Below are 13,589 nucleotides of genomic sequence, written 5' to 3'. Positions count from 1 at the left end.
TTCTTTTTCACCTTGTCGCAGGATCTACGCCAGGTAGGCCGCACCTTGCTGCATAAGTCGCTCTAAGTACAAATAGCGCTGCTTAGTCACCCAACCACTGCCTTTACCGGACGCAGTATTTTCAATTTCACTTGGCAAAGTCCGATGCGCTCCAAGTGGTTGCGTTTCGTCCTTTGAGGTCAACACAAACGCTTGATACCGACCTTCAACCCCACTGCCATCACACCATCCATTTTGAGATAGCTCTTCAATGGCTTGCGCGATTTTCCGCAGTTCAGGCCTGTTGCGGTCTTTTGCCTCTTTCCTTAAGAGCCGCGCCTCGTTCAAATTCCAGGTGATATTGTCCTGCCGATACTTGACCGCAGGAATCTCAGTTTGAATCTTTCTGTCAACATAAAACGCAAGATGACGCACAGGACGAAACGTTCGTCCTGATTTACAGACATACACAGACGTCTTTTTATAAAGCTCCCATTCCTTCTTTCCAGGAACTAACAAAGTATCTGCTGGTTCGGTCGGGCGCCGGTTGTACAGGGACTCAACGCGGTCTACTGCCTTAAGAAAATGCTCGAACGCAGGATCAACATAGTTCGCCACCGCAAATATTCGATCGCATTCAAACGGGACATCGGTATCAAGAATCGAATCGTGGTGAGCCACGCGATTACGAAAGTTCCTAATCCCTTCCACTGCGGCGCCAACTTCGCTACGACTTCGGGCATAAGGGAACGCGCGTTGCAAACAGAGGCGCCAGAGCTCGTCGTTGCCTTTTCCGAGCATTCGAGTCCAAAATCCGAAATGCAAGTTCGCGGTTATCTGCTCCCGCGAATCTCGGTGGTGGGGACTTAATCCCTCCCTTGTGTCTTCAACCCTTTCCCGGACTCCTTCTCCAATTAAAGGATTTCGAGAGAATATCCACGGCACTGAGCCAGCATCGTGTTCGAAATGCTCCCTGAGAGCCTTATCGATGACGTTTCTCAGCCCAACTTCAAAATGGGCAAGTAACTCCAGACCTGCAGAGGCAACCTCCCCAGCCCAAAGATAAAGCTCTCTGGCTTTCTGCACATCGTTGTTTGCTTCCTGCAGATACGGCGCAAAGCGCGAGTCACTGACGAGCTTTGAGAAGAAAAACTCGGAAGCAGGACCTTCAACCCCATCTAAGGACCCCAAAGTGTCAACCCCCTTGACCTTTTATGAATGTGCGCACAAATCCAGCACCTATGCTTGGACGTAGCGCCCTTTAAGTGTAATCTCTTTCTCGTACGCCCCGGTGTCGCCTCTGCTCAAGCAAGCGCCCGGGGCTTAAAATTTCCGGGTTAAGTAGCAAAATGTGTGTCCGGTCGGCGTGTCGTCGGTCGGACACTTTTTGTGCTATTTCATGGGGCCTTTTCTGATTCGTATCGAGTGGTTGTATTCGGTTGGGATAGCGTTGTCGTAGAAGGCTGGTCGTCCTGTTTCTTGGTCGGCTTTGTTGTGGTCTTCTTCGGCAAGATCGTTGACTTTGGCGAGTTGGTCTTGTCCGAAATTGCACTGCCTGGCGATCGTGAGTGGATCGTCAGGTCCGTCTAAGAGTCTCACGCGGGTGCAACGGTGAGGGGTGTAGAGAACGCACGGTGGGCGGTTGCGAATAAGTGACCACGCTGGCAGCCGAGAGGTACGAGCGATGAAAGATCAGCTCGAGCATTAGCGAACGTACTGACGTCGCTTTATTAGGTGTACTGACCGGGTACGTTGCGGGCACGCCGGTTCGGCGCACCGCCACAGCCGCTTGCGCCACACCAGCAGCACCGGCCGCCCCGCCGAGGGGATGTCACGCACCAGATGCTCACGCCGGCCGCGGGCCACCGCGACCACCCCGCACCGCGGGCACCCGGTCACCGACTCGGAGGTCTCCACCAACAGCTCCAGCTCACCGCCGTACTCACCGGCGGCAAGCACCACCAACCCCGAGATGCCGAGCATCGCAGCGGGCAGGACGGTAGCCTCAACACTCACCTGGGACTCCTCTCGATCCGTTGCTTGGTCGCTACGAATCGTGGAGTCCCAGGTCCGTCTTCACCAGCCCAACCCGGTCAGCGCGTCGCAACCCGGCTACCACGCTTGGTGAGGAAGATCTGCTAACGTGGGTTCGGCGACGGCCCGGGCACGTCCTTGTTCCTAACCGTCGTGCGCTGGGGTCCGCGTGGACCGCTCGGCCAGCGTCCATCCAGTCAGGAGGCAGTCAGCAGATGTTCGACGACAACGGCTCATTCCTACTCGCCATGTTCGAGTTCTTCATCTTCTTCGCATGGTTCATGTCCCTGTGGTGGATCTTCGGAGATCTCTTCCGCAGCAAGGACCTCGGCGGCTTCGCGAAGGCGCTGTGGGTGGTGTTCATCGTCGCGCTGCCGTTCATCGGAATGCTCGCGTACCTGCTTGTTCGAGGTCGGGGGATGACCGACCGCGCGGCCGAGGCGCACCAGGAGCTCCAGCAGCGGCAGGAGGAGTACATCAAGTCCGTCGCCGGCGGCTCCGCCGGATCGAGCCCGACCGATGAGATCGCCTCGGCGAAGGCCCTTCTCGACTCGGGAGCGATTACCCAGCAGGAGTTCGACCAGATCAAGGCAAGGGCGCTCTCCTCGGTCTGACCCTGGTCCGCTCACTCGCCAGCCGCAGCGTCGCGGTCCGAGGGCGAAGAAGTACCGTTCTAATGACAACACCCCGCAGGGAAACCTGCGGGGTTATTTTTGGGTTAAGGGTCAAAAAGGGGTTAAGTAGCAAAATGTGTGTCCGGTCGGCGTGTCGTCGGTCGGACACTTTTTGTGCTATTTCATGGGGCCTTTTCTGATTCGTATCGAGTGGTTGTATTCGGTTGGGATAGCGTTGTCGTAGAAGGCTGGTCGTCCTGTTTCTTGGTCGGCTTTGTTGTGGTCTTCTTCGGCAAGATCGTTGACTTTGGCGAGTTGGTCTTGTCCGAAATTGCACCGCCTGGCGATCGTGAGTGGATCGTCAGGCAGTTGCGTTTTTGCATACAGGCACCACTCGAGCATTTTTCGTTGGCGTTCTCCTGACCTGCCGCGGTGTGCATCGGCGATGCGTTTGAGCTGGGCGTTGATGCCGCCTTCGAGGCTGTTGGTTGTTGAGACCCACCGGTTTGGCTCGAGTGCGTTTTTGGGCGGCTGCAGGTAGGTAAACAGCCATCCTTTCCGTGAGAGGTGCAGCAGGGAGTTGTATGCCTTGCGAACTCGCAGGTGGGTCCATTCCCACTGGTGATTCAGCGTGCGCCGTTCTTTTGGCACGGGGGTCTTTTCGTCGAGGAATGCTTTATAGACCTGTCCGAAGTCGTGGAGACGCAGTGTCCATTCGCGTGCCTGGTCAAGTGTGGTGATGCGGGTCAGTTTCAACGCCAGTGCGTAGATCGCCTTGCCCGCGTCGGTGCGTGGTTGGGTCGACGTGTAGCGACGGATCGCGCGTTGGGCATGGACTAGGCAGCGCTGAATGAGCGTGTTTGGCCAGCACGCTTTAATGGCGGTGAGTGCTCCTTGTCCGCCGTCGAGGACCACACATAGTGGCTCGGCGATCTTTTTGAGCAATTGGGTGTAGGCGTGGGCGGTTTCGCTTTTCGCCCAGTGCCATGCGATGACGTGGTCATAGCTGGCCGCGACGAGGAGGCAGCCAGCGGCGGTGTAGGTACCGTCGATGAAGATCTGGTCATAGACGCGGTGAGGTTCACCATCGTTGGGCACATCGATGAGCCAAAACGGCGCGAATCGGCGATCTAGGGTCCACCGGCTGATGTTTCGCAGGCGAGCGACCTCGGCTAATGAGGCGGTGCAAGTCGCATAAGAGATGAACGCTTGAAAGTCGCGAGTTTGGGTGTGATCGGTGCGGCGGCGTGTCGTCGAGCTGCCGCAATCTGGGTTTTTGCACCGCCACCTGGTTGTGCCTTTGGAAGTGGTGCCATTTTTCTTCATTTCCCCAGCGCATACTGGGCAACGTGGTCTGTTTCTACTCACCCAGAAAGCACACCAATCCCCGACTAGCACATGAGGATGCCATTCCGGTGGATTGAACGAGAATCGAGCATATATAAGGTGCGAAACCTTATATACGGCCGATTTATGCCGTCTGAGCAGTGAGGACTGCGAAAATCAGACACACATTTTGCTACTTAACCCAAATTTCCTACCACCTTCAGGGGTCAAAACAGCAAAAGCCCCGACCCACACTCCGGAGAGTATGTGTCGGGACTTAGTTTGTGCCCGGGGGGGGACTTGAACCCCCACGTTCTTGCGAACACTGGCACCTGAAGCCAGCGCGTCTGCCAATTCCGCCACCCGGGCGGGCGACTTGATAAATATAGAACGACCCGCGTGAAAAGTACAAACCGCCAGTCCACACCAGGTTTTAGACACGCGCGCCGCGTTTTCGGATAGGTCGTGTCGGGGTGGGCACCTATACTGTCCGAGTTACTTAAATTCGCATGTGAAGAAAGGAGGTGCGTGGGAAGTGGCGGTAATGGACAAGCTGGCAAAGCTCGATAGTTCTCTGCAGCGTGGCTTGGATAACTCTATGGCTGCGCTGTTTGGCGGCAAGGTTGTGCCGGAGGAGATTGAGGTGCTGGTCAAGCAGGAGGCACAGGATTCGCTGGTGGTCACGGATCGGGACGAGTATGTCGCTCCGAATGTGTACGCAGTGGGTGTGTCTTCGAAGGACTTGGAAAACTTGTCTAGGAATCGTGATCTTCCTGCGGACCTCGCCGATCAGCTCATGCGGTACGTGCGTAATAAGCAGTGGTTCTTGGATGGGCCGGTTGTTGTGCGTATCGCTGAGGAGTCGGGTTTGAGGACGGGTCAGCTCCGTGTGTCGTCGTATATCGACACGATGCCGGATGTGGTGAGTGGATTCGACGCCATTGTGGCGGAGCCGAAGAAGCGTGCTCGTGCCTTGAGCTCGGAGAGTAAGGAGGATGCAATGTCCGAACCGAATGCCGCCAATCCTGCAAACGGTGGCGAGTCAACTGGGCAGAATGCCACGGTGAGCCTGCTGCTGCAGGATGGCTCTTCGCGTACGTACTTGGTGCACGAAGGGTCCAACATTTTGGGCCGTTCGAATGATTCTGATTTCCGTCTGCCGGATACGGGTGTGTCGCGTCAGCACGCGGAGATCACCTGGGATGGCCAGGTTGCGGTGTTGGTGGATTTGCAGTCCACGAACGGCACGACGGTCAATGACGAGCCGGTGGATAACTGGATGCTGGCGGATGGCGACGTGATTACGCTGGGCCATTCCAACATCGAGGTTCGTATTGTTGGCGGCCAGGATGAGGTGCCGATGAATGCGAATGAGCCGGACTTCACGGATTCGGTGTCGCACCCGAGTACTGAGTATTTCCAGCCGTAAAGCACCGGAAGGTTTGAGATGGATTCCACAATTATCCTCAGCGCGCGTTTTGGTTTGTTGGCGCTGTTGTGGGTCTTCATCCTGCTGGTGATGTGGACGCAGCGTAAGGATGTTGTCTCGGCGGGTGGGGCGGTTCGTCGCCAAGCGGTGGCTTCTTCGCCTGCGCCGAGGGAAAAGGCGCGCACTCTTGCGGTTGTTGCGGGCCCGTTGCAAGGCTCCCACATGGAGATTGCCAGCTTGGAGGAGTTCACTGTTGGTAGGGCTGGTGACAATGACTTCCAGCTGGGTGACGATTATGCGTCGTCACGCCATGCGCGCCTGTTCCGGCGTGGCAGTGACTGGTTTGTGGAGGACTTGGATTCGCGCAACGGCACCTTTGTCAATGGGGTGCGAATTGATCAGCCTGAGCGGGTGACCGTGGGCATGGATATGAAGATGGGACGCACGATTGTGAGGCTAATGCCGTGAAGCTCGCGCTAGATTTCGTCGCCGCGTCCGATCGCGGCCTGGTCAGGACTAATAATGAGGACTCGGCGTATGCGGGTCCGCACTTGTTGGTGCTTGCGGATGGCATGGGCGGCCACGCTGCTGGTGAGGTTGCTTCCCAGTTGATGGTGGAGCACATGGAGCACCTCGACCGCGACCCGAAAGATGCCGACATGTTGGCGTTGTTGGGTGCGGCGGCAGAGGACGCGAATGCGTCCATCGCGGAGTCTGTGGGGACTCACCCGGAGCAGGCTGGCATGGGTACGACGCTGACGGCGTTGATGTTCAACGGCCAGCAGTTCGGTCTGATTCACGTGGGTGATTCGCGAGGCTATTTGCTGCGCGACGGAAAACTTACGCAGCTCACGGTGGATGACACGTTTGTGCAGTCGCTTGTCGACGAAGGCAAGCTCGCCGCCGAGGACGTGTCCAGCCACCCGCAGAAATCCCTGATTCTCAAGGCGTATACGGGCCGCGAGGTCGAGCCCCACCTGGAGCTCGTAGAGGTCAAGCCGGGCGACCGCGTGTTGTTGTGCTCCGACGGGTTGTCGGATCCGGTCACGCGCGAGACGATCGAGATCGCGCTCGGCGACGGCACGCCTGAGATGGCGGCGCAGCGCCTGATTGAGTTGGCGTTGCGTTCCGGTGGTCCGGACAACGTCACCGTAGTGGTGGCCGAGGTCATCGAGGTTGACGACGACGCGGACGTCCCCGAAACACCCGCCGCAGTGAAAGCCGGCGCGTTGGTGCCGGCTGTGGAACAGACACACCCAGATTCCTCCGCGAGCCGGGCCGCGGCGCTGCTGCGCAAGTCGGAGACGATCACCCCGGACCACAACCGGGCGAAGACGCAGGAGTCGGATTCCGCCGACTCCGACGAGGAGTCCCACTCAGCAACCGCGAAGGCTAAGCAGCCGAGCTCGGTGTGGCCGTGGGTCGTCGCCACGCTTGTGCTGCTGTTGGCGCTGGTTGTTGGCGGTGCGGTGTGGTCGAAGTCCCGCATTGTGGACGAGTACGCGCTGACAGTAAACGACGACAGGCAGTTCGTCGTGGAGCACACCTCGCGCAGCAACCCATTCGCCGCAGAGAAGGTCGAGCGCATCCAGCACGCCTGCCTGAGCAAGGACGGCGATCTGCGTGTGATTTCGGCGAACTCTACGCCGGAGGACTGCCACCTGTTTAGCGTCGATGACCTGCCGCAGGAAGAGCGCGAAGCAATTGTCGACGAGGGCTTTACCGGCACGTACGACGAAGTGCTTGGCCGGTTGAAGGACTTGGCGGATGATGCCTTGCCGGGTTGTGTGGATAAGCAAAAGCCCGAGGACAACAAGTGCCGGGAGGTTCAATGAGCAGGCTGACTGCACGTAGCCGCGAACTGCTGCTGCTCCTGTTCGCCACCGGCCTGCTGCTGCTCATGCTGTTCGGGCTGGAGACCAGCCAGGGGCGCACCCTGTCCACCGAAATGCTGTACCTCGTGGGCGGGTTCATCGGCGTGTACGCGATCGCGCACCTGTCGCTGGCGTTTCTTGCGCCACACGCGGATCAGGTATTGCTGCCGATGGTGGCGCTGCTCAATGCGATCGGACTGGTGGTGATTTACCGGCTTGACCTCGCCGAACGCCCTGGATACGGGCCTTTGGCAGAGCGGCAGATGATGTGGTCGCTCGTCGGCGTGGGGCTGATGGTGCTCACCCTGCTCGTCGTGCGCGAGCACCAAGCGCTGTCGCGGTACTCGTACCTGCTGGGCCTGGTTGGCCTGATTTTCCTGGCGCTGCCACTGGTGTGGCCGCAGCCGGAAGGCCACGCGGATGCCCGCATCTGGCTGTGGCTTGGTCCGTTTTCTATCCAGCCGGGTGAGTTTTCCAAGATCCTGCTGCTGATCTTCTTCGCTCAACTGTTGGCGCAGAAACGCGCCCTGTTTACGGTGGCGGGTCGCAGGTTCCTGGGGTTGACGTTCCCGCGTGTGCGCGACCTCGCGCCGATTCTGATGGTGTGGGCGATTGCCATTTTGATCATGGCGGCATCCAACGACTTCGGCCCGGCGCTGCTCTTGTTCGCCACCGTGCTGGGCATGGTGTACTTCGCCACCGACCGCATCTCCTGGCTGGCCATCGGCCTGGCCCTCGTGGCCGTCGGTGGCTACGCGGTGTACCAGGTGAGCGGGAAGATTCAGGAGCGCGTGGCCAACTTCATCGACCCGTTCGCAGACTTTGAAGGCATTGGCAACCAGCCCGCCAACGCCCTGATCGGCCTGAGCTGGGGCGGTATGACCGGCACCGGTTTGGGCTACGGCCACCCAGAACTCGTGCCGGTGGCGCACTCCGACTACATCCTCGCCGCGATCGGCGAAGAGCTCGGCCTGGTCGGTATCGCTGCCGTGCTGTGTCTGTTCGCCATCTTCATCACCCGTGGATTCCGCACGGCGATGCAGGTGCGCGACTCCTACGGCAAACTGCTGGCTGCGGGCCTTGCGCTGACGACTGCGATCCAGATCTTCGTCGTCGCCGGTGGCGTGTCTTCCATGATGCCGATGACAGGCCTGACCACGCCGTTTATGTCTGCCGGTGGTTCGTCGGTGATGGCGAACTACATCCTGCTCGGCCTGCTGCTGCGCATCTCTAGCAGCGCGAACCGCCCGGCGGAGTACGACGAAAGCACACAGCGACGCCAGGTGGTGGGTGCCCGATGAACAAGTCGATCCGTTACGGCGCCGTCGTCTCCCTGCTGCTGATTACCGCGCTGCTTGTGAACTTCACCATCATCCAAACCATGCGTGAAGACGAATATGCCCAGGACCCGCGCAATTCCCGCACGGTGATGGAGCTCAAGCAGATCAACCGCGGCAACATCAAGGCCGGAGATCTGACGCTTGCAGAGTCGTTCAAGAACGAACAGACCGGCTACTTCCAGCGCACCTACCCGAACATGCCGTGGTCCTTCGCCCCGGTGGTCGGCTACGTGTCCGACCAGTACGGCACCGCCCAGCTTGAGGCGGGGCTCAATGGGGAGCTCACGGGTGAGGGTGGGTCGTCGTCACGCTTCCTGCGCACCGGGCTCGAGGATTCGAAGAAGGGCGACGATGTCGAGTTAACCATCGACCCGAACCTGCAGGCGCTCGCATTCGACCAGCTTGCGCAGCCTGGTTACAATGGTGCTGTGGTGGCGCTGCGGCCGTCGACGGGCGAGGTGCTCGCTATGGCTTCGACGCCGAGCTACGACCCCAACGAGATCGCCAACCCTGCTACTGCCGGCGACACGTGGGCGCGCGTGAACAACGACCCGGGCCGCCCGCTGCTCAACCACGCAACGCAGGAGCAGCTGCCTCCGGGATCGATCTTCAAGATCATCACGACTGCCGCTGGCCTGCGCAACGGTTACACGCCAGAGTCGCCGCTGACCGGCGACACGCAAATCATCCTGCCGGGCACGGACAACATCCCGCTGACCAACGACGGCGGCCAGCCCTGCGCCGGCGGCGGGCAGGTGCCGCTGCGCACCGCGTTCGCCCTGTCCTGCAACACCGCGTTCGTGCAGATGGGCCTCGCCATGGGCCCGGATGCGCTGCGCGACGCCGCCGCCCGCTTCGGCGTGGGCGAGCGCTACAACCTGGGCCTGCCGAATGCCGCCGGCTCGCTGGGCGATCTGCCCGGCGGCGCCGAGCTGGCGCAGTCCACCATCGGTCAGCGCGACGTGACCATGACCGCGCTGCAGGCGGCGATGATGTCTGCGACCATCGCAAATAAGGGCAAGCGCATGGAACCGCACGTGGTGCGGCAAGTGCGCAACGCCGACGGCAAGGTCCTGCACGAAACCGAGCCGGTGGAACTCAACGAGGCCGTAACGGAAGAGGAAGCCGCGACGATCACGGACTTGATGTTCGCGTCCGAGCGGTGGACCTTCGGCTACGACGGCAACGGATTCGCCTCCAAGACCGGCACGGCCGAGCACGCCGAAGGCGCCGCCCCGCACGTGTGGTACGTCGCCTTCGACCCGGCCAAGGACGTCGCCGTTGCCGTGGTGGTGAAAAACGGTGGCAACATGGGCGAGGCAGCCTACGGCGGCCAAGTCGCCGGGCCGATCGGACGCGCCGTGCTGCGCGCAGCACCCGCCGCCCCCGCACCCGTGGAAGGAGCACAGTAGATGAACACCGAAAACCGCGAGGACCTGCAACAGCTCGTCGGCGACGGCTACCAGCTGCAGTGGATCATCGGCCACGGCGGCATGTCCACCGTGTGGCTGGCAGACGACCTGGCCAACGAGCGCGAGGTGGCCATCAAGGTGCTGCGCCCCGAGTTCAGCTCCAACGCGGAGTTCCTCGCCCGCTTCCGCAACGAGGCGTTGAGCGCCCAGAGCATCAACTCCGACAACGTGGTGGCCACCTACGACTACCGCGAGGCAGACACCGACGCGGGCTTCACCGTCTGCTTCATCATCATGGAGTACATCCGCGGCGAGTCGCTGGCGGACCTCATCGCCCGCGAGGGCCAGTTGGATGAGGCGGTCGCGCTTGACGTCCTCGAGCAGGCCGCGCACGGTTTGGCGGTGATTCACCGCATGGGTCTGGTGCACCGCGACATTAAGCCGGGCAACCTGATGATCACCCAGAACGGGCAGATCAAGATCACGGACTTCGGCATTGCCAAGGCGGCAGCCGCGGTGCCGCTGACGCGTACCGGCATGGTGGTGGGTACTGCCCAGTACGTCTCCCCGGAGCAGGCCCAGGGCATGAAGGTGACGTCTGCCTCCGACGTGTATTCGCTGGGTGTGGTGGGCTACGAGATGCTCTCCGGCAAGCGCCCGTTCACCGGCGATTCCTCGGTGTCGGTCGCACTCGCCCACGTGTCCGCCGAGCCGCCTGCGCTGCCGATTTCGGTGTCTGCCCCGGCGCGCGAACTCATCGAGATCGCCCTGCGCAAGACCCCCGGCCAGCGCTTCCGCGACGGCAACGAGTTCCAGCTCGCCATCGCACAGGTCCGCCAAGGCCTGCGGCCTGCCCAGCCTGGTGGGAACACGCAGGTGGTGGCCATGGAGCCGTCCGCCACCGCGTCGACTCAGATGTTGGCCAACGTTGCCAGCGAACGCACTGCCCGTCCCGCCGGCGCGTACCCGCCGTCCGCAGCGCGAGCCGTTGCTTCTCGACGACCCCCCGCCCCCGCACCCAAACCAGCCCCGGCTGCCCCGGCTCCGCAGAAGAAATCGGCGGCTGGGCCGGTCGTCGCTACGCTGCTCGGGCTCGCGCTTGTCGGTGTGATCGCAGCTTGGGCGTACACCGCAGGCGTGTTCGACCGCTTCATCGGCGGCTCCACCCCGACCACGACTCCGACCGTGGCCACCCAAACCGCAGTGGAGGAAGAGGAGCCCGAGACGGATACCGTGGCTACCACCACGCACCACGAGCGCACCACGGTCACCGAGACGCACGCGCCCGGCACCGTGAGCTTCGTCGAGCCACCTGAGCAACACGAACCTGCACCGGACGACGAGGCACCCGAAACAACCGCGCCGACCTCGGCAGAGCAAGCCCCCACGTCGGCACCGGCAACCAGCGTGGCACCAGCCCCGACGCAGGAGACGAATGCGCCGGCGCCTGGGATAGAATTGCCAGACCTTGAAAACTTGTTCGGAGGTGGCAGGTAAATGCTGATCGCGGACCGATATGAACTCGGCAACATCATCGGCACCGGCGGCATGTCAGACGTATATGCCGCCACTGACGTCGCGCTTGGGCGTGACGTCGCCGTGAAGATGCTGAAGATCGACATGGCGCGCGACGAGAACTTCCGCGAGCGCTTCCGCCGCGAAGCCCAAAACTCGGCGCGGCTGAACCACGAGAACATCGTGGCGGTCTACGACACCGGGTCGGTGGAAACCTCCGGTGTGGACGTGCCCTACATCGTCATGGAGCGCGTCAACGGCATGAACCTGCGCGACATCGTGCGCAACGAAGGTCCGCTTACGCCCGAGCGTGCGGCGAAGCTGCTGCTGCCGGTCACCCGCGCGCTGCAGGCCAGCCACGACGCTGGCATCATCCACCGCGACATCAAACCCGCCAACATCATGGTCACCAACACCGGTTCGGTGAAGGTGATGGATTTCGGCATCGCGCGCGCGTTGGACGATTCCACCTCCGCCATGACGCAAACCTCCGCGGTGATCGGCACCGCTCAGTACCTCTCCCCCGAGCAGGCCCGCGGCAAACCGGCCGACGCACGCAGCGACATTTACGCACTCGGCTGCGTCATGTACGAAACCGTCACCGGTGTGCCGCCGTTTGAGGGCGAATCCCCCTTCGCCGTCGCCTACCAGCACGTGCAGGAGGACCCGGTGCCGCCGTCCGAGCGGATCCCGAACCCGCTGACGGACAACGAGGCCGTCAACGTGGATTCCGTTATCCTCACCGCGATGGCAAAACACCCGGCGGATCGCTACCAGACCGCCACCGAAATGGGCGAAGACCTGCAGCTCCTTGAGCACGGCAACGTCACCACCGCTGCGCGTAATCACCTGTCCGCCGCCGAGCACGACGCGGGTGCGCACGCTGTGGACAACACGGTTGTGGTTGAGGGTGCGGTCAGTGGGCCGGCTCCGCGTCGCAGAGAAGCAATGGCTCCAGAGGCCGCACAGCACACCCGCTACGCCGACCACCGCGCCGCCAACGAGAAGACCTCCTCGAACACGCTGAAGTGGATCGCGGCGCTGCTGAGCCTGGTGCTCGTCGGCGCAGTGTCCTGGTTTGCGTACGACTACTTCTCCGAGGGCAACAAACCCGCCATCACGCAGGAAAAGATGGTGCAGATCCCCGATCTGACCGGCAAGCCGCGCAACGAAGCCATCCAGGAACTCGAACGTCTCGGCTTCCAGGTCTCCGTCATGGACGAGCCGAGCCCGGACATCAAACGCGGCGACGTCATCGCAACCAATCCGGCAGCAGGCTCCGAACTGAAGCAGGGTGCGGTGGTGAAACTGACCGTTTCCTCCGGCAAGGAGATGACGGACGTGCCAGACGTGACCAACCTGACCACGGACGAAGCGATCGAGGAGCTGGAGAAGGCGGGCCTCGAGCTCAACCCGAACGTGCGCCGCGAATCCAGCGACAATATCGAAGAAGGCATCATCCTGGGCCAGCAACCCGCTGGCGGTACCCAGATTGCCAAGGGCTCGCGCATCGCGATCACCGTCTCCTCCGGCCCCGACATGGTCCAGGTGCCGTCGCTGGTGGGGCTGAACGTGGAGCAAGCCACCGCGACCCTGTCGTCGCTGCAACTGCGCGCCACTGTGACCAAGGTGGACTCCGAGCGTCCCGAGGGTGAAGTGCTCGCCGTCGCCGGTGAAAACACCGACGTGCCCACCGGCACCACCATTGAGCTGCGCATTTCCAACGGCATGCTGATGAAGATGCCGAAGATCACGCACCTCGAGCCGTCGGACGCTGAGCGCGTGCTGCGCGACGCCGGCTGGAGCGGCCGCATGGTCGCCGGGCCCACCGTGCCCACCGGCGCGCTTGTCGACGCCGGGCAGATCGGCCACCAAGAAATCCCCGCCGGCGACCTGATCCGCAAAGACCAGGCCATCAACTACAACCTGTGGAAGTTCGACGCCGGCGCCTTGCTGCCGCAAAATAACGCAGCTGCAGGTGAGGCTGATACAGTTTCACCCCAGAACGCTGTAAACGCGGCAAACGCGGTACGCAACATGGAACGCAGGCTCGGCCTGTAACCCCA

General features: G+C 61.5%; 11 protein-coding genes, 1 tRNA gene and 1 pseudogene. 8 read left to right on the top strand and 5 right to left on the bottom strand.

What is annotated here, in order from left to right:
* Positions 1-24: 24 nt before the first annotated feature.
* The 3 genes and pseudogenes from HMPREF2617_RS01760 to HMPREF2617_RS01755 form a co-directional block, all read right to left on the bottom strand.
* The gene (locus HMPREF2617_RS01760) at positions 25-1,170 is read right to left on the bottom strand and encodes a hypothetical protein (protein WP_083319421.1); all 1,146 of its coding nucleotides are present in this window, start codon (positions 1,168-1,170) and stop codon (positions 25-27) included.
* A 201-nt stretch (positions 1,171-1,371) separates the two neighbouring features.
* Positions 1,372-1,560: pseudogene (locus HMPREF2617_RS11805) on the bottom strand (IS256 family transposase); the annotation flags it as partial.
* A 123-nt stretch (positions 1,561-1,683) separates the two neighbouring features.
* Positions 1,684-1,995 carry a transposase family protein gene (locus tag HMPREF2617_RS01755; protein ID WP_007000757.1) on the bottom strand — a complete coding sequence of 104 codons (312 nt, stop codon included), beginning with the start codon at positions 1,993-1,995 and terminating at the stop codon, positions 1,684-1,686.
* A 233-nt stretch (positions 1,996-2,228) separates the two neighbouring features.
* On the opposite strand from HMPREF2617_RS01755, the gene HMPREF2617_RS01750 reads away from it, so the two are divergent.
* Positions 2,229-2,627: an SHOCT domain-containing protein gene (locus tag HMPREF2617_RS01750; RefSeq protein ID WP_038592207.1), complete on the top strand. Its 399-nt coding sequence runs from the start codon at positions 2,229-2,231 to the stop codon at positions 2,625-2,627.
* A 177-nt stretch (positions 2,628-2,804) separates the two neighbouring features.
* Here HMPREF2617_RS01750 and HMPREF2617_RS01745 read toward each other — a convergent pair whose 3' ends face one another.
* Both HMPREF2617_RS01745 and HMPREF2617_RS01740 read right to left on the bottom strand, forming a co-directional pair.
* On the bottom strand, positions 2,805-3,995 hold the full coding sequence (locus tag HMPREF2617_RS01745; RefSeq protein WP_141758841.1) for an IS256-like element ISAmas1 family transposase: 1,191 nt from the start codon (positions 3,993-3,995) through the stop codon (positions 2,805-2,807).
* A gap of 243 nt (positions 3,996-4,238) precedes the next feature.
* Positions 4,239-4,322, bottom strand: a tRNA-Leu gene (locus HMPREF2617_RS01740).
* 166 nt (positions 4,323-4,488) lie between these two features.
* On the opposite strand from HMPREF2617_RS01740, the gene HMPREF2617_RS01735 reads away from it, so the two are divergent.
* Genes HMPREF2617_RS01735 through pknB form a run of 7 tightly spaced genes read left to right on the top strand, consistent with a single transcriptional unit; the run spans position 4,489 to position 13,584 of the window.
* A complete protein-coding gene (locus HMPREF2617_RS01735; protein WP_070839358.1) occupies positions 4,489-5,382 on the top strand; it encodes a DUF3662 and FHA domain-containing protein in 894 nt (297 codons plus the stop codon).
* Between the two features lie 18 nt (positions 5,383-5,400).
* On the top strand, positions 5,401-5,850 hold the full coding sequence (locus tag HMPREF2617_RS01730; RefSeq protein WP_070421956.1) for an FHA domain-containing protein FhaB/FipA: 450 nt from the start codon (positions 5,401-5,403) through the stop codon (positions 5,848-5,850).
* Entirely contained in the window at positions 5,847-7,217 is a 1,371-nt protein-coding gene (locus HMPREF2617_RS01725) for a PP2C family protein-serine/threonine phosphatase (protein ID WP_070839355.1), read from the top strand. The genes HMPREF2617_RS01730 and HMPREF2617_RS01725 overlap by 4 nt, the downstream gene beginning before the upstream one ends.
* Positions 7,214-8,557 (top strand): FtsW/RodA/SpoVE family cell cycle protein, encoded by a 1,344-nt coding sequence (locus HMPREF2617_RS01720; RefSeq protein WP_070839352.1) that lies wholly within the window; start codon positions 7,214-7,216, stop codon positions 8,555-8,557. The genes HMPREF2617_RS01725 and HMPREF2617_RS01720 overlap by 4 nt, the downstream gene beginning before the upstream one ends.
* Positions 8,554-10,008 carry a penicillin-binding transpeptidase domain-containing protein gene (locus HMPREF2617_RS01715; protein WP_070421953.1) on the top strand — a complete coding sequence of 485 codons (1,455 nt, stop codon included), beginning with the start codon at positions 8,554-8,556 and terminating at the stop codon, positions 10,006-10,008. Before HMPREF2617_RS01720 ends, HMPREF2617_RS01715 begins: the two co-directional genes overlap by 4 nt.
* A complete protein-coding gene (locus tag HMPREF2617_RS01710) occupies positions 10,009-11,505 on the top strand; it encodes a serine/threonine-protein kinase (protein WP_070839350.1) in 1,497 nt (498 codons plus the stop codon).
* The gene (gene pknB, locus HMPREF2617_RS01705; protein ID WP_070839348.1) at positions 11,506-13,584 is read left to right on the top strand and encodes a Stk1 family PASTA domain-containing Ser/Thr kinase; all 2,079 of its coding nucleotides are present in this window, start codon (positions 11,506-11,508) and stop codon (positions 13,582-13,584) included.
* Positions 13,585-13,589 lie beyond the last annotated feature (5 nt).

This window comes from Corynebacterium sp. HMSC070H05, from assembly GCF_001837615.1.
Classification (GTDB): domain Bacteria; phylum Actinomycetota; class Actinomycetes; order Mycobacteriales; family Mycobacteriaceae; genus Corynebacterium; species Corynebacterium coyleae.
Note: the sequence above shows the minus strand (reverse complement) of the source record. Positions and strands in the feature narration are given on the sequence as shown.